This window comes from Haloarcula sp. CBA1129 (assembly GCF_008729015.1).
Classification (GTDB): domain Archaea; phylum Halobacteriota; class Halobacteria; order Halobacteriales; family Haloarculaceae; genus Haloarcula.
This window is the reverse complement of sequence record NZ_RKSM01000001.1, coordinates 3,053,845-3,076,247: the sequence shown is the minus strand read 5'-3', so window position 1 is coordinate 3,076,247 and position 22,403 is coordinate 3,053,845. Positions and strand designations below refer to the sequence as shown.

23 protein-coding genes are annotated in these 22,403 nt (G+C 64.8%); 14 read left to right on the top strand and 9 right to left on the bottom strand.

The annotated features are described in order from the left end of the window. Window positions 1-115: 115 nt before the first annotated feature. From mutS to Har1129_RS15505, 8 genes are all read left to right on the top strand, one after another. Entirely contained in the window at window positions 116-2,869 is a 2,754-nt protein-coding gene (gene mutS / locus Har1129_RS15540) for a DNA mismatch repair protein MutS (RefSeq protein ID WP_151101580.1), read from the top strand. Between the two features lie 74 nt (window positions 2,870-2,943). Continuing rightward, entirely contained in the window at window positions 2,944-4,884 is a 1,941-nt protein-coding gene (locus tag Har1129_RS15535) for an ATP-binding protein (RefSeq protein ID WP_151101578.1), read from the top strand. A 98-nt stretch (window positions 4,885-4,982) separates the two neighbouring features. Beyond that, a complete protein-coding gene (locus Har1129_RS15530) occupies window positions 4,983-5,999 on the top strand; it encodes an ABC transporter ATP-binding protein (protein ID WP_151101576.1) in 1,017 nt (338 codons plus the stop codon). Between the two features lie 19 nt (window positions 6,000-6,018). Continuing rightward, the gene (locus Har1129_RS15525; RefSeq protein ID WP_151101575.1) at window positions 6,019-6,864 is read left to right on the top strand and encodes an ABC transporter permease; all 846 of its coding nucleotides are present in this window, start codon (window positions 6,019-6,021) and stop codon (window positions 6,862-6,864) included. Between the two features lie 107 nt (window positions 6,865-6,971). Further along, complete coding sequence (locus Har1129_RS15520) at window positions 6,972-8,156, top strand: outer membrane lipoprotein carrier protein LolA (protein ID WP_151101574.1); 1,185 nt, start codon at window positions 6,972-6,974, stop codon at window positions 8,154-8,156. Window positions 8,157-8,520: 364 nt separating this feature from the next. Further along, window positions 8,521-8,892: a helix-turn-helix domain-containing protein gene (locus Har1129_RS15515; RefSeq protein WP_049909028.1), complete on the top strand. Its 372-nt coding sequence runs from the start codon at window positions 8,521-8,523 to the stop codon at window positions 8,890-8,892. A 1-nt stretch (window position 8,893) separates the two neighbouring features. Further along, on the top strand, window positions 8,894-9,205 hold the full coding sequence (locus Har1129_RS15510; protein ID WP_151101570.1) for a hypothetical protein: 312 nt from the start codon (window positions 8,894-8,896) through the stop codon (window positions 9,203-9,205). Between the two features lie 70 nt (window positions 9,206-9,275). Next, the gene (locus tag Har1129_RS15505; RefSeq protein WP_151101568.1) at window positions 9,276-9,725 is read left to right on the top strand and encodes a hypothetical protein; all 450 of its coding nucleotides are present in this window, start codon (window positions 9,276-9,278) and stop codon (window positions 9,723-9,725) included. On the opposite strand, the gene Har1129_RS15500 is transcribed toward Har1129_RS15505, so the two are convergent. From Har1129_RS15500 to Har1129_RS20720, 4 genes are all read right to left on the bottom strand, one after another. Beyond that, on the bottom strand, window positions 9,726-9,926 hold the full coding sequence (locus Har1129_RS15500; RefSeq protein ID WP_151101566.1) for a hypothetical protein: 201 nt from the start codon (window positions 9,924-9,926) through the stop codon (window positions 9,726-9,728). It abuts the gene before it with no gap. Between the two features lie 53 nt (window positions 9,927-9,979). Continuing rightward, window positions 9,980-10,486: a hypothetical protein gene (locus Har1129_RS15495; RefSeq protein WP_151101564.1), complete on the bottom strand. Its 507-nt coding sequence runs from the start codon at window positions 10,484-10,486 to the stop codon at window positions 9,980-9,982. A gap of 91 nt (window positions 10,487-10,577) precedes the next feature. After that, the gene (locus Har1129_RS15490; RefSeq protein ID WP_151101556.1) at window positions 10,578-11,846 is read right to left on the bottom strand and encodes an HAD family hydrolase; all 1,269 of its coding nucleotides are present in this window, start codon (window positions 11,844-11,846) and stop codon (window positions 10,578-10,580) included. A 110-nt stretch (window positions 11,847-11,956) separates the two neighbouring features. Beyond that, window positions 11,957-12,100, bottom strand: coding sequence for a hypothetical protein (locus Har1129_RS20720; RefSeq protein ID WP_191906091.1), 144 nt, complete (start codon window positions 12,098-12,100; stop codon window positions 11,957-11,959). Window positions 12,101-12,234: 134 nt separating this feature from the next. Here Har1129_RS20720 and mutL point away from each other — a divergent pair, with 134 nt between their 5' ends. The 3 genes from mutL (at window position 12,235) to Har1129_RS15475 (ending at window position 16,620) form a co-directional block, all read left to right on the top strand. After that, complete coding sequence (gene mutL / locus Har1129_RS15485; protein ID WP_151101554.1) at window positions 12,235-14,364, top strand: DNA mismatch repair endonuclease MutL; 2,130 nt, start codon at window positions 12,235-12,237, stop codon at window positions 14,362-14,364. Window positions 14,365-14,441: 77 nt separating this feature from the next. After that, window positions 14,442-15,386 (top strand): sugar kinase, encoded by a 945-nt coding sequence (locus Har1129_RS15480; protein WP_151101552.1) that lies wholly within the window; start codon window positions 14,442-14,444, stop codon window positions 15,384-15,386. A 148-nt stretch (window positions 15,387-15,534) separates the two neighbouring features. Next, complete coding sequence (locus Har1129_RS15475; RefSeq protein ID WP_151101550.1) at window positions 15,535-16,620, top strand: aminomethyltransferase family protein; 1,086 nt, start codon at window positions 15,535-15,537, stop codon at window positions 16,618-16,620. A gap of 6 nt (window positions 16,621-16,626) precedes the next feature. On the opposite strand, the gene Har1129_RS15470 is transcribed toward Har1129_RS15475, so the two are convergent. The 4 genes from Har1129_RS15470 to Har1129_RS15455 all read right to left on the bottom strand — a co-directional run bounded on the left by Har1129_RS15470 (window position 16,627) and on the right by Har1129_RS15455 (window position 18,532). Further along, a complete protein-coding gene (locus Har1129_RS15470) occupies window positions 16,627-17,229 on the bottom strand; it encodes a YigZ family protein (protein ID WP_151101549.1) in 603 nt (200 codons plus the stop codon). Window positions 17,230-17,297: 68 nt separating this feature from the next. Then, window positions 17,298-17,633 carry a 2Fe-2S iron-sulfur cluster-binding protein gene (locus tag Har1129_RS15465; RefSeq protein WP_151101547.1) on the bottom strand — a complete coding sequence of 112 codons (336 nt, stop codon included), beginning with the start codon at window positions 17,631-17,633 and terminating at the stop codon, window positions 17,298-17,300. Between the two features lie 2 nt (window positions 17,634-17,635). Beyond that, window positions 17,636-17,989, bottom strand: coding sequence for a DUF4260 family protein (locus tag Har1129_RS15460; protein WP_151101545.1), 354 nt, complete (start codon window positions 17,987-17,989; stop codon window positions 17,636-17,638). A gap of 39 nt (window positions 17,990-18,028) precedes the next feature. Next, the gene (locus Har1129_RS15455) at window positions 18,029-18,532 is read right to left on the bottom strand and encodes an ACT domain-containing protein (protein WP_137683421.1); all 504 of its coding nucleotides are present in this window, start codon (window positions 18,530-18,532) and stop codon (window positions 18,029-18,031) included. 114 nt (window positions 18,533-18,646) lie between these two features. On the opposite strand from Har1129_RS15455, the gene Har1129_RS15450 reads away from it, so the two are divergent. From Har1129_RS15450 to Har1129_RS15440, 3 genes are read left to right on the top strand one after another with little or no spacing between them, the layout of a single operon-like run. Beyond that, window positions 18,647-20,563: a PAS domain S-box protein gene (locus tag Har1129_RS15450; protein WP_151101543.1), complete on the top strand. Its 1,917-nt coding sequence runs from the start codon at window positions 18,647-18,649 to the stop codon at window positions 20,561-20,563. Between the two features lie 27 nt (window positions 20,564-20,590). Next, entirely contained in the window at window positions 20,591-21,175 is a 585-nt protein-coding gene (locus Har1129_RS15445; RefSeq protein ID WP_151101542.1) for a response regulator, read from the top strand. Beyond that, window positions 21,172-21,813 carry a hypothetical protein gene (locus Har1129_RS15440; RefSeq protein WP_151101541.1) on the top strand — a complete coding sequence of 214 codons (642 nt, stop codon included), beginning with the start codon at window positions 21,172-21,174 and terminating at the stop codon, window positions 21,811-21,813. Before Har1129_RS15445 ends, Har1129_RS15440 begins: the two co-directional genes overlap by 4 nt. On the opposite strand, the gene hisB is transcribed toward Har1129_RS15440, so the two are convergent. Next, window positions 21,808-22,395 carry an imidazoleglycerol-phosphate dehydratase HisB gene (gene hisB / locus Har1129_RS15435; RefSeq protein WP_151101539.1) on the bottom strand — a complete coding sequence of 196 codons (588 nt, stop codon included), beginning with the start codon at window positions 22,393-22,395 and terminating at the stop codon, window positions 21,808-21,810. The genes Har1129_RS15440 and hisB overlap by 6 nt on opposite strands. Between the last annotated feature and the right edge of the window lie 8 nt (window positions 22,396-22,403).

Sequence of the window (22,403 nt, the reverse complement as noted above, 5' to 3'; positions counted from 1 at the left end):
CTTCACTGACGCACCCACAGACGGGGTTTTCCCGCCGTTAGGGACACCGGTCACTCGATTCTCGGCCCACGCCAGACCCGCAATCCTTACGCCGCGGACGGCCACACGGACGTGTATGACAGAGGCGACGGGAATCGTCGGGGAGTTCCTCACGCTCAAAGAGGGGACCGACGCGGACCTGCTGGCGATGCAGTGTGGCGACTTCTACGAGTTTTTCGACGAGGACGCCGAGATCGTCGCCGACGAACTCGACCTGAAGGTGAGTCAGAAATCCTCCCACGGCTCGTCGTACCCGATGGCGGGGGTGCCGGTCGACGACCTGACGCCGTACGTCTCCGCGCTGGTCGAGCGGGGCTTCCGGGTCGCCATCGCCGACCAGCACGAGACCGAGAACGGCCACGCCCGCGAGATAACGCGGGTCGTCACGCCCGGGACACATCTGGAGACCGGCGACGAGTCGGCACAATACCTCGCCGCAGTCGTCCGGGAGGCGCGTCGGGACGGCGGCGACACCTACGGCATCGCCGCGACGGACGTGACCACGGGCCAGTTTCAGGTCACGCAACTGGATGACGCCGACGCGGGCGAGGCCCTGACGGAGCTGTACACGTTCGCACCGGCGGAGATTCTGCCCGGCCCCGAGCTCCGGAACGACGATGCGTTTCTCGACCGCCTGCGCGAGCGGACCGACGCGGCGCTGACGCTGCACGATTCAGCGTCGTTCGAGCCGGGCCGGGCGCGCCACACCGTTCGCGAGCAGTTCGGTGACGAGACGGTCGATAGCGTCGGTATCGGCGAGCAGGACGTGGCAGTTCGGGCTGCCGGCGCAGTATTATCATACGTCGAGGACACCGGCGTCGGGACGCTCGCGGCGGTCACGCGTCTGCAGGCGTACGGCGAGCGCGACCACGTCGACCTCGACGCGACCACCCAGCGCAATCTCGAACTCACCGAGACGATGCAGGGCGACAGTTCGGGGTCGCTGTTCGACACCATCGATCACACCGTTACCGCTGCCGGCGGCCGGCTCCTGCAACAGTGGCTCCAGCGACCCCGGCGAAACCGGACGGAACTCACGCGGCGGCAGTCCTGCGTGGCGGCGCTGGGGGAGTCAGCGATGGCCCGCGAGCGGATACGAGAGACGCTGTCGGACGCCTACGACCTCGAACGGCTGGCCGCCCGGGCTACGTCGGGGAGCGCCGACGCGCGGGACCTGCGGGCGGTTCAGGAGACGCTGGCATTGCTCGGGCAGGTCGCCGACGCCGTCACCGAGACCGAGCGGCTGGCCGAGTCGCCGCTTGCCGATGCCCTTGACGGGGCCGACCGCGAAGCGGCCGACACGCTGGCCGCGGAACTCGACGATGCCCTCGTCGAAGACCCACCGGGGACGGTCCGACAGGGCGGGCTGTTCAAGCGAGGGTACGACGACGAACTCGACGAGATAATCGGAGAGCACGAGTCGGCGCTGGAGTGGCTAGAGACGCTCCCGGACCGGGAAAAGGAGCGGACCGGCATCACCCACCTCTCCGTCGACCGGAACAAGACCGACGGCTACTACATCCAAGTCGGCAAGAGCGAGACCGACGCCGTCCCCGAGAAGTACCAGCATATCAAGACGCTCAAGAACTCCAAACGCTACACGACGCCCGAACTCGACGAGAAGGAGCGGGACGTGTTGCGCTTAGAGGAGCGCCGCCACGACATGGAGTACGAGCGCTTTCAGGCGCTCCGAGAGCGGGTTTCCGAGCGTGCAACGTTGCTACAGGACGTGGGGCGGGCACTGGCGGAACTGGACGCGTTCGCATCGCTTGCGGTCCATGCCGTCGAAAACGACTGGACGCGGCCGGCGGTCACTGAGGGCAACGAACTCTCCATCGAGGCCGGCCGCCACCCGGTCGTCGAGCAGACCACGGAGTTCGTCCCGAACGACCTCTACATGGACGACGACCGGCAGTTCCTCATCGTCACCGGCCCCAACATGAGCGGAAAGTCGACGTATATGCGTCAGGCCGCGCTCATCACGCTCCTTGCTCAGGTAGGGAGTTTCGTGCCGGCACGGTCGGCGACGGTCGGCATGGTCGACGGCATCTTCACTCGTGTCGGCGCGCTGGACGAGCTCGCACAGGGCCGCTCGACGTTCATGGTCGAGATGCAGGAGCTGTCGAACATCCTCCACTCGGCCACCGAAGAATCACTCGTGATACTGGACGAAGTGGGTCGCGGGACGGCTACTTTCGACGGCATTTCAATCGCATGGGCGGCGACGGAGTACATCGTCAACTCGATCCAGTCGAAGACGCTGTTTGCGACGCACTACCACGAACTGACGGCGCTGGGCGAGGAACTGCCGACCGTCGAGAACGTCCACGTCGCGGTCGACGGCGAGCCGCGGTCAGCGGAGGGAGACAGCGACGTGACGTTCCTCCGAACGGTCCGGGACGGTCCGACCGACCGCTCCTACGGCGTCCACGTTGCCGACCTCGCCGGCGTCCCCGAACCGGTCGTCGACCGGTCACAAGATGTCCTCGACCGCCTGCGCGACGACAAGGCCATCGAGATTCGGGGTAGCGAGGGGGACGGCGGTGGGACGACACAGGCCGTCTTCGACCTCGATTCAGGACAGTTCAGGGACGGCGCGTCCCAGTCAGAAGGCGCATCGGCCGGCTCGACTGCTGAGCCAGTGGCGACCGACGGTCATCCGAAGCACGCGCCCGGAACCGGGAGCGCCACGGACGAACCCACGGCATCGCTCGACCCGGAAACCGAGGCCGTCCTCTCGGAGCTGACGGAACTGGACGTCAACGAGACGCCGCCGGTAGAGCTGATGGCAAAGGTACAGGAGTGGCAGGCCGAACTGGACGACGAGTAGCGGCTGTCGCCCGATTCTCAATATAGATACTCGCGACCAAAAAGGTATACACGCGTTGTCACTGCTAGACGGCAATGCCCGACCGGATCCGTGTCCTCCACGTCGACGACGATCCGGCTGTCATCGAAGCGGCCACAAACGCTCTGGAACAGGAGCACTGTGGCATCACGGTCGAGACAGCGACGAACGCTGCTGACGGCATCGAGCGGCTCGACGCTGAAGCGTTCGACTGCGTGATCGCTGGCTACGACCTGCCGGAGCAGACTGGCGTCGAGTTCCTCGATGCGGTCCGGAAGCGAGCGCCGGACCTACCGTTCGTGCTGTTCACCAGCGAGGGGAGCGAGGCAGCCGCCAGCGACGCGATTTCCGCCGGGGTGACCGAGTATCTCCGGGCCGACGGCGGCGCCGAGCCGTACGCCCGACTCGCACACACCGTCGTCGACGCTGTCGAACGGACAGCGGAGGACATCGAACACGCACAGATCACGCGGCGCGAGCGCGCTATCGAGGAGCTTCACTCCACCGCCAGAGCGTTCATGCGAGCCACGACTGCGGATGCGGTTGCGCAGATCACAGTAGACACTGCCCGTACCATCCTCAATATGCCGGCCAACGCGGTCCACTTCGCCGACGGTGACGGCCTGCATCCGGTCGCATGGACCGAGCAGGTCGAGGAACTCATCGGGACGCCGCCGGTATTCAGGCCGGGGGACGGGCTCGCGTGGCAGGCCTTCGAAACCGGCCAAACACGGATTCACGACGATATCACGTCGAACCCGGATCGGTACAATCCGGAGACGGACATCCGTAGCGAGCTCATCCTTCCGCTCGGAGACCACGGCGTCCTTCTCATTGGCTCGTGTGAGGTCGGTGCGTTCGACGACACGGACGCCACGCTCGCACAGACGCTCTCGGTCCACGCGACGGCGGCGCTTAACCGTCTCGACCGCGACCGCCAGCTCCGCGAGGAACGTGAGTTCATCGACCAAGCGCTCGATACCCTCGGCGACCTGTTCTACGTCATCGACACGGACGGTGGCCTTCGGCGGTGGAACGAGCGCATCCCCGAAGTCACGGGATATAGCGACGACGAAATCGACGAGATGGCAATCTCGGACTTCTTTCCCGATGACGAGTACGAGGCAATCGAAGCGGCAATAGACAAGGTGCGAACCACTGACCGGGTGACTGTCGAAGCCGAGATTCTGACTGCCGACGGAGAGCGGATCCCATACGAATTTGCTGGCACCCGGCTGACAGACGCTGACGGAGCGATAGCGGGAACCGTGGGTATCGGACGAGACATCTCCCAGCGCAGGGCATACGAACAGCGGCTGGAACAGAAAAACGAGCGCCTCGACGAGTTCACCAGCATCGTCAGCCACGACCTCCGAAACCCGCTGACAGTCGCAGAAGGGAATCTGGAACTGGCCAGAGCAGACTGTGATAGCGATGCGCTCGACAAGGTGTCGCGTGCTCACGAGCGGATGCGAGCGCTGATAGAGGACCTCCTGACGTTTGCACGCGCCGGCGAAACGGCGACCGACCTCGAATACGTCACGCTTGCGAGTCTCGTCGAAGAGTGCTGGCAGACCGTGGAGGGGGACCAAGCGACACTCATTGTCGAGGCCGACCGTCAGATTCGGGCTGATACGGCGAAACTCCGCCGGCTGTTATCGAACCTCCTGCGGAACAGTGTCGAACACGGGGCCGCGAGCACTCAGACACCGGCCGACTGCGCCGCGGACCACGACGGGGAGCACGTGACTGTGCGAGTCGGGACAGTCGAAGACGCGGATCGGCACGGCTTCTACGTCGCCGACAACGGGCCGGGTATTCCAGTGGACGCCCGTGAACAGGTGTTTGAAGGGGGGTACTCGACCGGCGAGGACGGGACCGGGTTCGGGCTCAAAATCGTCCAGCGGATCGCCGAGGTCCACGGGTGGACGGTCACAGTGACAGAAAGTGACGACGGCGGTGCGCGGTTCGAGGTGACGGGTCTCGACCCCGACTGAACAGGCAGCGGAGACGCCGGGTACGGAACAGCGACGCCGACGGCAGACTCACGCGGGACGTGACTGGCCTTTTGGGTCTGAAGCCCTCAATATGGGTAATGTCATCCCAGCGCCCGCCCCGGCGGGGCTCGCGAGTCACCGACCAGTCGGCTGCGCCGCGGGCCGAAGCGACGCCCGCACTCGCCGTCGAGGGGTTGTCAAAGCAGTTCGGGAGCGGCGCGGACGCGGTGACGGCCGTCGACGACGTGTCGTTTCGCATCGAGCAGGGCACGGTCGTCGGCCTGCTGGGCCCCAACGGGGCGGGCAAGACGACGACGATAAAATCGATTCTCGGGCTGGTGTTGCCTGATTCCGGGAAGATTCACGTTCAGGGTATCGATATGAACGAGAACCCGCGGGCAGCCTACCGCCACGTCGACGGGATGCTCGAAGGCGCGCGAAACGACTACTGGCGGCTGACCGTTCGGGAGAACCTGCGCTATTTCTCGACCATCAAGGGCGTCAAGCCGGATGCTGTCGCCGACCGACACGAGCGGCTACTGGCGAAACTCGATCTCCTAGAGAAGGCCGACGAACCGGTTCGGGACCTCTCTCGGGGAATGAAACAGAAGGTGTCGCTGGCGAGCGTGCTGGCAAGCGAGTCCGATCTGGTGTTTCTCGACGAGCCGACGCTGGGACTGGACGTGGAAAGCTCGCTGACGTTGCGACGGGAACTGCGCCGTATCGTCGACGAGCGCGACCTCACGGCCGTCGTCAGCAGCCACGATATGGATGTCATCGAGGACGTCTGTGACCGGGTCATCATCATGAACGAGGGAGAGATCATCGCAGACGACAGCGTCCCGGCCGTACTCGACCAGTTCACCGCGAACGCCTTCGCCGTCACTAGTCCCGACATCTCCGACGACCTGCTGGGGACCATCCGGGAGCGCTTCGAGGTGGTCGACGTGACGAGCGTCGAGCGGGGCCGGCGCGTCGAGGTAGCGACCGACAGCGACGGGTTCTACCGCCTGCTGGCCCTGTGTCGGGACCACGACGTGACGCTGACCGGCGTCGGCACGGTCGAACCGGATTTAGAGGACGTGTTCGTCGAGATCACGGGTCACGGACCATGACAGGCCAGGAGTCGAGTCGATGACGGCGAGTACTGACACGCACGCGAGCGGCAGTGACGGCAGCGAGACTCCGGCCGTCGATGCCGCCATGCAGGCCGGCTATCTCGACCTCGCGCGGGCGGTGCTGTACCGCGAGTACCTCATCTTCGTCCGCTATCCGGCCAACGCGGTCGGCGGTATCGTCATCTCGGTGTTCTTCTTCGGCCTGCTGTTTTACGGCGGCCGAATGCTCGCCGGGCAGGCGATAACAGACTCCATCGAGGGCATCATCGTCGGTTACTTCCTGTGGTCCCTCTCTGTCGGCGCGTATCAGTCCATCTCGAACGACATCGGCAGCGAGGCCCAGTGGGGGACGCTCGAACGGCACGTCATGACGCCGTTTGGCTTCGCGCCGGTCGCGTTCTGCAAAGGCGTCGCGAAAGTCGTCCGGACGTTCATCACCTCGACAGTAGTGCTTGCGGTGATGCTTGCGATCACCGGGACGACGCTCCAGTTGAACGTGCTTACGGTCGTCGTCGTCGCGTCGCTGACCATCGCGTCGGTGCTGGGTCTGGGCTTCGCTGCCGGCGGCGTCGCGGTGCTGTACAAGCGCATCGGGAACTGGCTCAATCTACTTCAGTTCGGGTTCATTATCCTCATCTCCGCGCCCGTGTTCGAACTCGGCTGGACGCGGGTCCTGCCACTGGCTCACGGGAGCGCACTGCTGCAGCGGGCAATGGTCGACGGGACCCGGCTGTGGCAGTTCTCCGCCGTCGACCTGAGCCTCCTCGTCGGTGTCCCAGCCGGCTACGTACTGCTAGGATACGTCGTGTTCCAGTACACGACGCGGCGGGCCAGACGGCTCGGCGTCCTCGGCGACTACTGACCGAGGTAGACAGATGCTTTTACTTATGATGCCGGTAATGTGATACGTAACGCTGTCATTCGGACTGACCGCACAGCGTCAGGCAGTCCCCGCCCTGTACCCCACAAATGGTCACTCGACACCTCACATCGGAACGACTGGTGCTCACCATCGCGACGGTAGTCGTCGTCGGTGTGCTGGCGATTGCGATATGGTCACTTGCGTTCGCGAGCGCCGGAACCGCAGATCAGCCCCGGATCGACGCGGACGTGCAACAACGCTACGAGTCGATAGACGGCGTGAACGCGACACAGACGACGACGATTACCCGGAACGGGACGGTTGCAAGCCAAACGACCTACGCCGCCGCGCTCCAGCCGGGGACCCAGAAGAAACGGCTGGCAGTCGTCAACAGCACCGTCGAGCGATACGACCGCCGGGTGTCGAACGGGTCGATGCTGTGGCTGTACGACCAGCGCCGCGAGAACGCCACACGCATCACTCTCAGCAGAACCGATTCAGAGCAGGGCGAGCGGCTGCAGCGTCTGTTTGCGAATCTCAACATGTCTACAGCGGCCGATACGACAACCGACTCGCCGTCGGTTGAGCCGTTGCCCGTCGTTCCCCGCGGCGAGCAACGGCCAACCGTGTCTGCTGGCTCAATGACCGTCAGCTACCGCGGTACTGAAGCAATCGACGGGCGTGAGGCGTACGTCATCCACGTGGCACCGAAAGACGACACAGCGGCCTACGAGCAGACGATCTGGGTAGACACAGAGCAGTTCTTTCCGGTGAAAAAACGCACTGCGTGGACGGCCGACGGTGAGCGAACAGTCGTGACGACGACGCACACAAACGTCACCTACGATACCGGTGTGTCCGATGACGTGTTTACCCCCGACTTCCCAGACGGCACTACCGTCACCGTCCCGGAGACGCCCGAGAGACAGACCTACGAGTCAGTCGGTGCACTCGAAGCCGACACCGAGGTACAGGTCCCAGAACCCGACATTCCACCGGGGTACGAACTGACCTATGCGACCCAGACACGGGGACGAGTCCACAGCGTCGGCCTCCGTTATATGAACCGAACCAGTCTGATCACCGTTGCCAAGTACGACCGGCCGAGTGTGGGGGAGAGCACCAGCCAGACGGCGACAATCGACGGGCAACCGGTACAGGTCAGCTACGGGCTGACGACCTCAGTTTCGTGGAGCTGTGAGCGGTACCGATACACGATTCGCGGTGAGGGCGTGTCCGCGGACCGACTCATCACGGTCGGCCAGTCAATCGGCTGTCCCAGCGGCGAGTGAACACCCCCGCTGGCATATCAAGCCGCCGTTTTCTGGGCCAGAAGTTCGACTGCACGTTATATTATGGAACGCCACCTCAATTCGAGTGCAGCGGCCCTGACAACAACCGTGCCACCAACGCCCTCCGGCGATGGCCGCTGTCTGTCCACCACACTGCCCTGGGGTCCCCCAGAACTGCCACCCTGGGGGTGCTGTGGGTCAGGCCGTCCGTAAACTGGTCCCCTCCCTCGCCCCACCTTCGCCCGAAGGCGACGCCCTGACCGCGCCGGTCTCCGCTGACGCTGTGCCCTTCTCTGACGCGGGTGACTTCTGACTCGGAAACTGACAGGACCTTTTATTCAGGGACGGGACGTTGGGCCAGTACGTGAGTGAGGACCCGGCCGTGGGCGACATCCTCGACCTGCTCAGTGACGAGTACGCCCGGGACATCCTCGCAGCAACGAGTGTCAAACCCATGTCCGCGAAACAGCTCGCCGACCAGTGTGAGATGTCACAACCGACCGTGTACAGACGGGTCGAGTGGCTTCAGGAGTACGGCCTCATCGAGGAACAGACCCAGATAGAGACGGGCGGCAACGACTACAGCGTGTTCGCTGCCACGCTGTCGGAGTTCTCGCTGGCGCTTGCCGACGGCGATTTCGAGACCGAAATCGAGCGGGCTGAGCCGCCGGCGTTCCCGGGACAGGACGAACAGGACACCGCGGACCGATTCACAAAGATGTGGGAGAATCTCTGACATGGTCGCCATCGAAACGCTCACGAACTGGCTCATTACCGCTCTGGCGTTTGGCTCGACAGTACTGGGTGGGTACGTCGGCTATCAGGCCTACCGGGGGTATCGACGGCACAACAGCCGCGCGATGCAGTATCTCTCGGTCGGGCTGTTCTGTCTCACTGCGGTGGCTTTCGTCGTGGCGTTCACCGGCTCAGTCCTCCTGCGTCAGGGGCTGCTTTCCAGCCAGTTCCAGCAGCCGCTCACGCTCGTCACCCGCGCGTTCCAGTTCGTCGGCGTTCTCTTTATCGCGTACTCGCTCCACTCGCGGGAATAAGAGTTAGATCGGGATGGCAAATCATGGCCGTCCCGAACTGCTGAAGGTCCACAGGCCGAAAGGGTAGCTCATGGCCCAGACGCCAGAGAGACGCCCGACGGTCCGCATCGACGGGGCTGACCCGCTAGTGCTTCCTTGGGACGTGGCACCCGAAACGCTCCCCTTCGATGTCGTCCGCGGGCCGGTCGCGTTCGAGTGTGCCTCGGGCGACCGGATTGAACGCGAATACACCGGCGTCGCCGTGTTCGACCTGCTGGAAGCGGCGGCGATGCCCGGCGACACGACCCATGTCCAGTTCGAATCGGCGAACGGCGACCTAGCGTGTATCCCGCTCGCCGATCTCAACGGCGCAGTACTCGCGCTGGGCGACGGCCCCGGAACCGAGGCGGGGCGACCGCGTTTCGTCTCGCCCCGCGTGCTCGGTCCGCGTACCGTGAAGAACGTCTGTCGGCTGCGGCCGCGCACGCTCGCCGCCAGCGCTGACCGCGAGGCCTACGAGCGGCTCCCGCTGGACGACTGACTACTCCAACAGGCCGATATCCTTCGCGAGCCGGTCGGCGAGTTCCTCCAGTACATCGGGGTCGACCTCGGCGACCGGCTCGCCGTCGTGGAGTTGCTCGTTGTGGCGCGCGACGGCGTCCTCGACGTCGTCAAATGCGACCGATGTTCGCGTCCCGCACTCCTCGCAGACGACCGGGATCTCGGGCTGGTCAGCTGTCATTGGCGGCAGTTTACTTCGCTCCCCGATAAACGGACCGGAGCGGCCGCCGGTCGTCACTCGAGCACGCTTTTCGGCCGCTTGAGATAGAACGCCTGCTCGGTGACGCGTTCGTACACCGCATACAGCGTCTCGACGGCGGCCGGGTCGGGGTCGAACTGCAGATGCGGGGCCATGTGGTACGCCTTGCAACTGGTCAGAAAGAAGTACAGCGTCCGGTGGTGGGCCGGCGTCGCGTCGACGACGCCCATCGGCTGCCCGCCCAAGTCGTCGGAAAAGTCGTTGAGCAGGGCGGCGATGTCGTCGTTCAGTTCCTCGTCGGGACGAGTGAGCGGCGCACCGAGCGTCTGCTGGAGGAACTCGCTGGTCGCCCGGAGGAACGGGTTCGAATCCATCCCAGTCGGGTCTACAGCACTGAACGCATCGTACAGGTCGAGCAGCGCCGTCAGCTCGTCGTCGGTCAGCGCAATGGGTTTGACCGGGTCGCCCTGCGGGAGCGAGTAGTCCGGGAAAGAGTACGACTGCGGGTCCGGTACCTGCCCGAACACGGTATCAAGACTCATGGTCGTCGTTCGGTCAGCGGACGCCTAACTGTTGGGTGGAGAGACAACCGAACCAGTACATGGAGAGCAAAAAACGACGCGGAACGGTCGCTCACTCGCCCCGCTCGTCCAGTTGCTCGACGAGGCTGATACCGTAGATCGTCCGCAGCACCGTGCTGGCGTCGCCGGCCTCGTACACTAGGTCATCCTTCGAACTGACGTGGTCGAGCACGTCCGGTGAGGAGTGTGCGGGGGCAGCGGCGATGCCGGCGTCGTGCTCGTCGACCCAGCGCATCACCCGCAGGTCGCTCTTGCTATCACCCATCACGAGCGCGAACGGGTCGTCGATGCCGAGCACGTCGAAGGCCTCCTCGACGCCGGCGGATTTGTCCAGTTCGAGGCTCACGAGTTCGGCCGCATCGCCCTCGTAATAGCCCAGATCGACGCGTTCGAGGATAGCACGGAAGGCCTCGGGCGCGTCGTCGATGTCGGCGTCGGTCGACAGGCCGCCCGACTCCAACACGTCGAGAATCTCCGGGTCGCGGCTGAAGTAGGCCCGCGCGTAGCCTGCGGGGTCGTCGACCGCGGCGTCAACTTGTGTGGCGATAGCGTCGCCGACGAGGCCACAGAGGTAGCGCAGCGACTCGTCGATGATTTCGACGGCGTTGTCGCTCCCGACCTCGGCGTTGGGCTTCAGCGTGACGTTGAACTCGTTGCCCTGAAGATGACAGCGCTTACCCACGGCGTCTGGGGCCTCCGAGAGGACTCGACGGCGGACGGTCTCGAACACGTCCACGACCGCGTCGTCGAGGCGCTCGTAGAGGAGTCGCTTGGTGTCTTCGCCGTGCTTGGGGGTGAACACGCCGTTACCGGACTCATAGACAATGCTCATCTGTCCGGAGGAAACGAGGTCGTTGCCAAGGCCCTGAATCATGAACCCCTTGACGTTCTCCAAGGTCTGGCCGGTACAGACGACGATGGGGACGCCCGCTTCGTGGAACTGCGTCAGGAGATACAGCGTATCCCGGGGGATTTCGTTGTCGGTGTCGCCGGCCGAGCGGAGCGTCTCGTCGACGTCCAGCACGAGCACGTTCACCGACCGGTCGTACTTCGAATAGAGGTCGAGCGCGGTGAAGGCCTCGTCGCGGGTCAGCCGGGCCGCGATTTCTGCGTAGGTCTCGCCGGTCCCGGAGAATTCCGCTGTGATGTCGGCTTTGAGGTCATCGAGTCGGTCGCTGGCGGTTTCCCACTGTTCCAGCGCAACGGTCGAGCTGAGCGGGGGAAACAGGTCGACGAACTCCTGATATCCGCGCAGCGTCGTCGTGTCTACGCTTTTATACAGACGGTAGAGTTGGTCGTATTGTTCCATGTCGAGATCCACAGGATACTGACGACTGACGGCGAGTGTACTTTAGCTATCGGGTTTGCGGTACTCACACACACACAACAAAATAGCTGGTTTGCCAACACCGCTACCGGGGGTGCCCGCTGCTACGCCTCGTCGCCGCCGTCGGTCAGCACCTCGGTTTCGGTCACCTCGTCGTTGAGGAAGGATGGCAGTTCCTCCTCGTCCCCGTCAGTTGCCTCGTCGTCTGCCGTCGCTTCGGTCCAAGAACGTTCTCTGTGGTGGCACATGGGTCGTCACCATGCGAGGGTCAGTACTGGGCTGTGTTAACTATTTTCATGATTCTACTGATAGGCGCGGCGAGGGCAGACAGTATCAAGTCGCTTCGCCCGTTAGCCGGTGGTACTCACATGCGGAGGCACGTATGACCGACATCCAGCGACTCGACGACCGGACCGTCGAACGCATCGCGGCCGGCGAGGTGGTCGAGCGACCGGCCTCCGTCGTCAAGGAACTGGTCGAGAACGCCATCGACGCCGACGCGAATCGGGTCGAGGTCGTCGTGGAGGCCGGAGGGACTGACGGGATTCGCGTCACGGACGACGGCATCGGGATGGACCGCGAGGCCGTCGAGACGGCCGTCGAGAAACACACGACGTCGAAAATCCGCGACATCGCGGATCTGGAGGGCGGCGTCGGGACGCTCGGGTTCCGCGGCGAGGCCCTGCACGCAATCGGGGCAGTCTCGCGGCTGACGATTCGAACCAGACCCCGCGGCGGCGACGCGGGGGCGGAATTAGTGCTGGAAGGGGGTGAGGTCACGTCGGTCGGCCCCGCCGGCTGTCCGGAGGGAACGACGATAGCGGTCGAGGACCTCTTCTACAACGTCCCGGCCCGACGGAAGTACCTCAAACAGGAGTCGACGGAGTTCGCACACGTCAACACCGTCGTCGCCAGTTACGCGCTGGCGAACCCGGACGTCGCAGTCTCGCTGACCCACGGCGACCGCGAGACGTTCTCGACGACTGGCCGAGGCGACCTGCGCGAGGCGGTGATGTCCGTCTACGGTCGGGAGGTCGCCGAATCGATGATTTCAGTCGGGGCGGGTTCGGGGGCGAACGGGGATGAAGACGACACCAGTTTCCCCGACGGGCCACTCGACGGCGTTCACGGCCTCGTCTCTCACCCTGAGACGAACCGTGCCGGCCGCGAGTATCTCTCGACGTACGTCAACGGCCGCTACGTCCGGGCTGGGACCGTCCGCGACGCCGTCGTCGACGCCTATGGCACCCAGATAGCGCCGGACCGTTACCCCTTCGCCGTCCTCTTTCTGGACGTGCCCGCGGGCGACGTGGACGTGAACGTCCACCCCCGGAAGTTAGAGGTCCGCTTCGCCGACGACGAGGGGGTTCGAGAGCAGGTCCGGACCGCCGTCGAGGACGCGCTGTTGCGTGAGGGACTGTTGCGCTCGACAGCTCCGCGTGGCCGGTCGGCTCCCGAGCAGACCGAGATAACGCCGGAATCAGCCGGAGCGGGCGACAGCGAACGCGAACGGTCCAGTCGGGACGACGGAGACGATACAACACCGTCAGAACAGACGGAGACCACCGACACGGAGAGCAGAGCTGATGTAACGGCACAGGAACCAGATACCGTCTCTACAGACCGACCGGACCGGACCCGGGCGGAGACAACAGATGGCCAGTCATCCGACACGGCCCAATCAGGTCAAGCAGGCGATGAGAAGTGGTCCCCTGAAACCGAGACGACGAGCGACGCATCGGGCGAATCCGAGAGGGGCCAGACAGGGGGTAGTGTTTCGAGTGGAGATAGCGACCCCGAAACGTCCACGACGCGGCCAGCCACGGAGAGCGAGGGGCGGAAATTCACCGGCGGGCAGGAGCAGGCACGCCTCGGCGACGAACCCGAAGCGACCCACGAGTCGCTGCCCTCGATGCGGATTCTCGGGCAGTTAGCCGACACCTACGTCGTCGCGGAGACGGACGACGGCCTCGTGCTCGTCGACCAGCACGCGGCGGACGAGCGGGTCAACTACGAGCGGCTCAAGGCCAAGTTCGAGGGCGAAACCACGACGCAGGCACTCGCCGACCCTGTCGAACTGGAACTGACTGCCCGCGAGGCCGAAGTGTTCGACCGACGTAGCGACGCACTGGCGAGTCTGGGGTTCCATACGGCTCGCACAGGTGAGCGAAGCGTCGAGGTGCGCACTCTCCCGGGCGTCATCGCCGACGTGGCCGGCCCGGATATCGTGAGGGACGTGCTGGGCGCGTTCGTCGCCGGCGACGACGAGGCGGCGGCAACGGTCGAAGCGGCGGCCGACGAACTGCTCGGCGATCTGGCGTGTTATCCCTCGGTGACCGGGAACACGTCGCTGACCGAGGGTTCCGTCCGGGAGCTACTCGCCGCGCTGGATGCCTGTGAGAACCCCTACGCGTGTCCCCACGGGCGGCCGACAATCATTCACATCGACCGGCAGGAACTCGAAGACCGGTTCGAGCGGGACTATCCCGGCCACGGCGGTCGGCGGCGATAGCGAGGGCGTGCCCGGCCACCGACACACCAGCCGATACAGCCGATTGAACTAAACCTCCGTCTCCCGATGCACGCGGTATGTCACTTGTAACGTTCGGCGAGACCGCCCTCAGATTTGCACCGCCCGACGGCCAGCGGTTCGAGACGGCCCGCGAGGCATCGATTCGCGTCGACGGGACCGCGAGCGGCGTTGCGGCGACAGCCGGCCGACTCGGTGCTGACGCACGGTGGCTCTCGAAGGTCCCGGACACGCCGCTCGGGCGGCGCGTCGTCGCGGAACTCCACGAGTTCGGTCTAGAGACCGACGTCGTCTGGACCGACCCGGACACCGGCCGGCAGGGGCTCACCTTCCACGAAGACGCCGACCCACCTCGCGCCGAACGGCTGCTACAGGACCGTGGCAACACCGCGATGGCGACGCTGACGCCCGGCGAGTTGCCGATGGGTGAGATACAGAACGCGGACGTGGTGTTCACTTCGGGCGCAACCCTCTCACTCTCTGAGACAGCCGCCGACACGACGGGGGCGTTGCTCAGAGCGGCCGCAGGAACCCGGGCGTTCGACCTCGATTTCCACCCCGGGCTGTGGGACGCCGGCGACGCACACGATGCACTTGCAGACCTGCTACCAGCCGTCGATACCCTCTTTGCCGCCGAAGAGCAGGTGTCCGCGGTGTTTGACACGACAGGGAGTCCGCGCGAAGTCGTGCACACGCTCGCAACGGAGTACGATCTCACCCGCGTGATTCTCACACGAAGCGAGTACGGCGCGGTGGCCTACCACGACGGCGTCATTCACGAGCAGGACGCCATTGAGACGACCGCAGTCGACGAATCGGGGCAACATGAGGCTTTCATCGGCGCGACGCTCCAGCAACTCGCTGCCGGCGCTGACACGGACGAAGCGCTGCTCCATGGTGTCGCGGCAGCAGCGCTCGCTCGGACACTGTCAGGGCCGTTGACGCCGCTTGAACCGGCCGAAGTTGAGCGGCTCGTCAATTCACAGCAATCCAGACGGCCGTAGGTGATACCTGCCCCGGTGTTGATTTCCGCCCACTGGTTTGGCACGCAGGCCGGTTGGGCCGTCCAGCCTACACTGCTCGTAGTGCCGCTCTCACACACCGACGGTGGTAACGGGACGTTTTTCCCCACGAAGGCCGCATACCCGTGCAATGACTGTTCTCGAGTCCGTTCACGAGGCCCACGGAGCGACGTTCAGGGAGGTCGGCGGTCGACGCGTCGTCGACAACTACGGGCGACCGGAGCGGACCCACCGCGCGGTTCGGAACGTCGTCGGAGCGATGGAATACGGCTACGGCGTGATCGTCGTCACCGGCGAGGACCGCGTCGACTACGTCGACAACGCTGTCTCGAACCATGTGCCCGCGGAAGACGGCGCTGGCTGTTACGCGCTCCTGCTCGACCCCGACGGCCGCGTCGACACGGACATGTACGTGTACAACGCCGGCGAGCGCCTGCTCGTGTTCACGCCGCCCCAGAAAGCCGAGGACCTCGCTTCGGAGTGGTCTGATAAGACCTTCATTCAGGACGTGGCGTTCGAGGTGGCGACTGACGACTTCGCCGTCTTCGGCGTCCACGGACCGAAAGCGACCGAGAAAATCGCCAGTGTCCTCCACCAGACCGGGACCCCGCCAGCGCCGCTCACCTTCGAGCGGGGCGAACTCGGTGACGCCGGCGTCTCCGTCATCCGGACGGACAATCTCGGCGGCGAGGAGAGCTACGACGTGGTGTGTAGCGCCGACGACGCCGAACCCGTGTTCGATACGCTGGTCAACCGCGGGCTCAACGCCGTTCCCTTCGGCTACCAGACTTGGGAGACGCTGACGCTGGAGGCCGGGACACCACTGTTCGACAGCGAAATCGAAGGCGCGCTCCCGAACGATCTGGGCCTCCGCAACGCGCTGGACTTCGAGAAGGGGTGTTACGTCGGCCAAGAAGTCGTCTCCCGAATCGAGAACCGCGGCCACCCGACCCAGCGACTGGTCGGCCTCGCCGTCGAGGAGTGTCCGGAACCCGGTGCGGCAGTGTTCGCCGGCGACGAGCACGTCGGCGACGTTACCCGGGCCACTCAGAGCCCGATGCGGGAAGCCCCTATCGCGCTAGCCACCCTCAGTTGGGAACGGCCCGAAGCAGCGCTGACGATCCGCGTCGACGGCAAACCGGTCAGCGCACAGCAGGTCGATTTACCCTTCATCGACGGGTCGGCACGGTCGGCGCGGCTGCCGATATACGAGTAGCGTCGCTCACTCCAGTTCGATAGCCGCCCGCCCGCTAGTCGCACTTCGAATCCGGTCCCGCAGGCCACTCCCGTCAGCCGTGGGCACCCGAACATCGAACACGACTTCGGCCTCGTAGTCGGCCTCGAACTCGACACCTGCCGATTCGAGCAGGCTCCGAACGCTGCCGGAGTCATCGTAGGCGACGGTTACCGTGAACTGCTCGTGAGGTACTTCCTCGACGACACCGGCGTCGTCCACGCCCTCCTTTATCGCTCTGGAGTAGGCACTTGCGAGACCGCCCACACCGAGGTTCGTCCCGCCGTAGTAGCGTGTGACGACGGCGACGACGTTCTCAATATCGCGTTGTTGGAGGACGTTCAGCGCGGGGTCGCCGGCGCTGCCGCTTGGCTCCCCGTCGTCGCTGGCATACTCTCGAAAGGGGTCGGACCTGACGCGGTAGGCGGGGACGTTGTGGGTCGCGTCGGCGTACTCCTCGCTGACGGCGTCGACGAACGCCTCGGCGTCTTCGACAGTTGTCGCCGGCGCGACGTGGCCGATGAACTCCGAGCCTCGTACCTCGAAGCGCGCCTCGCCGCGGTCCGGAACGGTCCGATAACTCTCCGTCACAGGCCGGGGTACGCCCGGCCGCGGAATAGCGTTTGTCGTTCGCGCTCCTGTGGCTGGCAGCCACCGAGTCAGTCCGAGCCGTCGCCGGACTGTCGCGACCCCCAGACCCGTTTGTCCAGCAGTTTGACCGCCATTCCGTCCCGAACCCGGAGCTGACAGGAGAGTCGGGGGTAGCCAAAGCGGTCGGCGAGGTCGTCGTGCCAGTGGTCGGGGTCGGGCGATTCGGCGAGGCGCACGCCGCAGGTGGCACAGATGCCACGGCCGCCGCAGTTGACCCGCTTCGCGTAGCGGCCGTGTGGCGAGAGTCCGGCATCGAGCAACACGTCTCGGAGGACGGCCCCGGGTTCGGCCGTGAGTTCGTGAGTTTCGCCCGCAGGTGTCTCGACGGTGAGCGTTGCCGGCATGGTCAGAGCCGCTGGACGTGCGTGTCGCCGAACTCGCGGTCGGCGTATTTCAGCCCGAAGCCGAACAGGCGGTCCGCCCCGATATGGACGGTCCAGACGAGCGCCGCGCCGATAGCAACGTCTACCGCGGCGACGATGCCTGCGACGGCCAGCAACCCCGATCCGAGGTACGTGTGGACCGCGTTGTAGCTGGCCGCTCCAACGCGTGTGCTGTGGAGATAGCCCGCCATCGAGGTGTCTGGGAGCAAAATCAGGGCGAGAAAGAGGAGGAGCGACCGCCCCTGCAGGACGTACAGCGCGGTCGCCCCGGCACCGACGAGCGCGCCTTCGAGTCGGACGAGCGTTCGCGGGTTCATACCGGACTGTGGGCCGGGACCGTCAAAAATCGGCCGGCGCTACGCCAGTTCGATGGTCCGGACGAACGCCAGACGGCGGATTTCGTTGATGAGGTCGCCGGGGAGTTCCTCGTCGGTGATGACGTACAGCTTCGGTTCGTCGGTGAACTCGGGGTCTTCGCTCAGGACCTGCCGAATCGAGATGTCGCGGTCGGCGATAGCCGAGGTGACAGTCGAAACGATGCCGGACTCGTCGGCGGCGCGGACGGTGACGGTCACCGCGTGCAGGTCGAGCACCGGGGCGAGGTCGAGGAGGCTCGGGACGGAGGAGATGTTGCGGAAGATGCGCCGCAGGTCATCGTCGTCGAGGATGGCGTCGGTGGTGGCGTTGACGACGCGGCGGTCGACGCCGGCCTCGCGGGCGATGCCCGTGTTCGGAATCTCGATGCCGCCCGAGACGACACGGCCGTCCTCGTTGACAGAGAACCCTCGTTCCAGCAGCAGGCGGATGACGTCCTGCTGGCCGGGAGAGTCCTCGAATTTCTGCATAATCTCGTCGAACATACACGGAAGTCATCGCGGGCCCACTAATCGATGCCGACAGCGCGATACGGTCGGCGCCGAACCTGACGCGAAGTAGCCGTCGCGTTTACACCGCTGGAGTGCCAGTGACGAATAATGCAGGAGCGAACGGGGCGGCCGTGTACATCCCAGTTCGCCGTACTGGTGGACTGGGCACTGGCACTGGTCGGTGCGGCGGTGCTCGGACTCGTCGCCGGTCAGCTCCAGCTCAGCGGCCAGCCGCTTGGCTCGAAAGTACTCGAGGTGACGGTGCCGTTCGCCATCGGCACGACGCTCATCGCCTTCGGCGGCTGGCTCACGACGACAGACTACGATAGCACCGACCGGTTCCGAATCGCCGCGTGGGCCAGCGCCGGGCTGGCGGTGCTCGTCCTGCTCAGCGTCTGGGAGCTGTTCCTCCTTCGCATCGGGGACGCGGCGCTTATCGGCTATGGCTACCAGCTCATCACGCAGCTCTCACTGGGGACACTGGCAGGTGCGATTGTCGGCTACTACGACGTGCTCCAGCAGGATCTCCGCGAACAGGCCGAACTCGCTCAGACCGCTGTCGAAACGTCACGGGACGGCATCGCGATTGTCGACGGGGATCGGACGTTTGTCGAAGTCAACCGGGCGTTTACCGATCTGTTCGGGCTGGAGACGGACGCACTGGAAGGGGGGTCACTCGACCGGTGCTTCCACACGGAGGACGCGGACAGACTGGACGAGGTGATGGACACGGCGCTTGGTGTCGACGGCGAGTGGCGCGGTGAACTGCTCGGGCGGCGAACCGACGGCACCACGTTTCCGATAGCGCTGTCGGTCGCATCGATGGCCGATCGGGAAATGGCCGTCATCGTCGTCCGGGACATCAGCGAACAGAAACGGTACGAAAACACTATCGAGTCACTCCACGGCGTCACCCGGGAGCTGATGAGCGAGGAGAGCGAGCAGGATGTCTGCCGAAACGTCGTCGAGACGGTTGAACTCCTGTTGAACTACGAGTACGCTGGTATCTGGCTCGTCGACGAGAGCGGCGAGCGGCTGTCACCCGCAGCGCTGACCACGCCGGCAGCGACGGCCTTCGGTGAGGTGTCGATACCGCTCGACGAGGCATCAGCGATGGGCACCGCATTCATTCAGAACAGGACCGTTGTCGAGAATGACGGCTGTCGGTTCTCACACCAGACCAATCTGGCGTCTGACAGCGCCGTCACGCTGGTTCCACTCGGCGACTACGGTGTTCTCGGCGTCGCCGCCGAGGGCGGTGGAGGGTTCGCAGAGGAAGAGGTATCGATGGCGAATTTGCTCGGCGCGAACGCCAGAGTCGCCCTAGAACGGGCCGAGCGCGAGCGGACTCTGGAGCGCCAGACCGAACAACTGGAGTTTTTCAACAGTATCCTCCGTCACGACGTGCTCAACGGACTCACCGTCATCCAGACCCGTGCCGACGTGCTCAGCGATCACGACGACGACCACGTCCGGGACATGGCGACAACCATCCTCGCGTGGTGTGACGATATGTCGACCATCGTCAGCCGCGTCCAGCGAATCATCAAGACCCTCGCAAGCGAAGGCGACATCAATCTCGAAGCGGTGTCTGTCTCCCGGGTGCTTCGGGAGGAACTGGCGACGCTTCGAGAGACGTATCCACAGGTCACCTACGAGACAGAGATTCAGGACGGCGTGACAGTCTTGGCGAACGAACTGCTCGGTGAAGTCGTCGGGAACATCCTGTCGAACGCCATCGAGCACAACGATCCGGCATCGCTTACGCTCTCGGTAGCCGTCGAGCGGACCGGCGACACGGTGACTGTCCGTATCGCCGACGACGGGCAGGGGATTCCAGACGACAGGAAAGAGGCAGTGTTACGTCGCGAGGAGAGCGGCCACGCGAAATCGAGCGGCTCCGGCTTTGGCCTGTTTTTCGTCGATTCGATGATCCAGCGCTACGGTGGCCGGGTCAGCATCGAGGACACCCCCGCCGGAGGGGCTGCGTTCATTATCACGCTTGATGCCGCTGGGGAACACTGAAGCCTGTCTCGCCGTAGAACATCTGTAATGAGTGCAGACACCGAGCCGGTCGTCCTCGTCGTCGAGGACGAACCCGACGTGGCCGAATCCTACCAGCTCTGGCTCAGCGACGACTACGAGGTCAGAGTGACAGACAGCGGCGCGGCCGCGCTCGATGCTCTCGGCCCCGACGTGGACGTGGTATTGCTCGACCGAATGATGCCCGGACTGTCCGGCGCCGAAGTCCTTGCGGAGATCCACGCCAGCGACTTCGACCCGTACGTGGCGATGGTGACCGCTGTCGACCCCGATTTCGACATTCTGGAGATGGGGTTCGACGCCTACATCACGAAGCCGCCGAGCCGCGAGACGCTTCAGGAGACGGTGGCGGAGCTGCTCGAACGCGACGCCTACGCCGAGACTGTCAGGGAGTACCGTTCGCTTGTGGCGAAACGGTCGGCGCTGCAGGCGGAAAAGCAGGGTGAGGAACTCGAAGCGAGCGAAGCTTACCAGACCCTCAAGCGTCGTATTGAGGAACTCAAGGCCGATCTAGAACACGAGCAGGCCGAGCTGTTAGACGACGCCACGTTCGTTGGCCAGCTCCGTGATCTCGCCGGAGGCGAGGACGGATGAGTTCGGACGGGGCGGCCACGCGATCACGGGTCGAGTCGTACCGACTCGTCGACGACGGCCCGCTGGCAGAGATTGGCCCCGTGGCTGCCGGCTCCAACCTCCTCATTCTGGGGCCACCGATGGTCGGGAAAGACAGGCTGGCGCTCGACATCGTCAGCTACGGGCTTGAAACTGGCCAGTCCGGGGCCGTCCTCACGCCTCGGACGCCGGCGAACACGCTTCGCGACCAGCGGCCGGCACTGGACGACGCCTACCTCATCGACTGCTCCGGCGTCGGCAACCCGGGCTTCTACCCGGACCGGCGGCTGGCCTGTACGGCGTCGCCGGAAGACATCACGGGAATCGGAATGGACATCGTGAAATGTACCCGTGCTATCGGAGCCGACGCAACCGACGGGCTCCGCATGGCCGTTCTCTCACTGTCGACAGTGTTGCAGTACACCGATTTCGACCGCGTGTTCAACTTCCTCCACGTCCTGACCGGACGGGTGTCGGCAGCGAACTATCTCGGCGTGTTCACACTGGACCCGGGGATCCACGAGGAGACAGTCGTCAACAGCATCAAGGCGCAGTTCGACGGCGCGATACGGGTCCGTGAGGACGGCGGTAACATCGAGTACGAGACGGTCGGGCTATAGTTCGCCTTTGGTACTCGCAACATCGGACCGGCGCTCGTCGATTCGGGTCGCGTCGTCGAGCGCCCGCGCCAGCCCCTTGAACAGCGCCTCTATCTCGTGGTGAGCGTTCTCGCCCTCGACGCCACAGTGTAGCGTCAGCCCGGCGTTCATCGAAAGCGAGCGACAGAAGTGCTGAGCCATGTGGCTGGTCATCCCGCCAACCTCGGCCTGTGAGAAGTCGCCGTCGAACTCGAAGTACGGCCGGCCGGAGATATCGACGACGACGCTCGCGACGGCCTCGTCGAGCGGGACCTTGCGGTCGGCAAACCGGCGGATGCCGCGCTTGTCGTCCAGTGCCTCGGTGAACGCCTCACCGAGCGTGATGGCGACGTCCTCGACGGTGTGGTGGTCGTCGATGTCGAGATCGCCGTCACACTGCACGGTCAGGTCGAACAGTCCGTGGGTCGAGAACGAGTCGAGCATGTGGTCGAAAAAGCCGATGCCGGTGTCGATGGTGCTGTCGCCGTCGCCGTCGACGTCGAGCGTAACCTCGATGTCCGTCTCGGCCGTGGTCCGCGTGACGGCCGCCGTCCGGTCAGTCATACCTATCA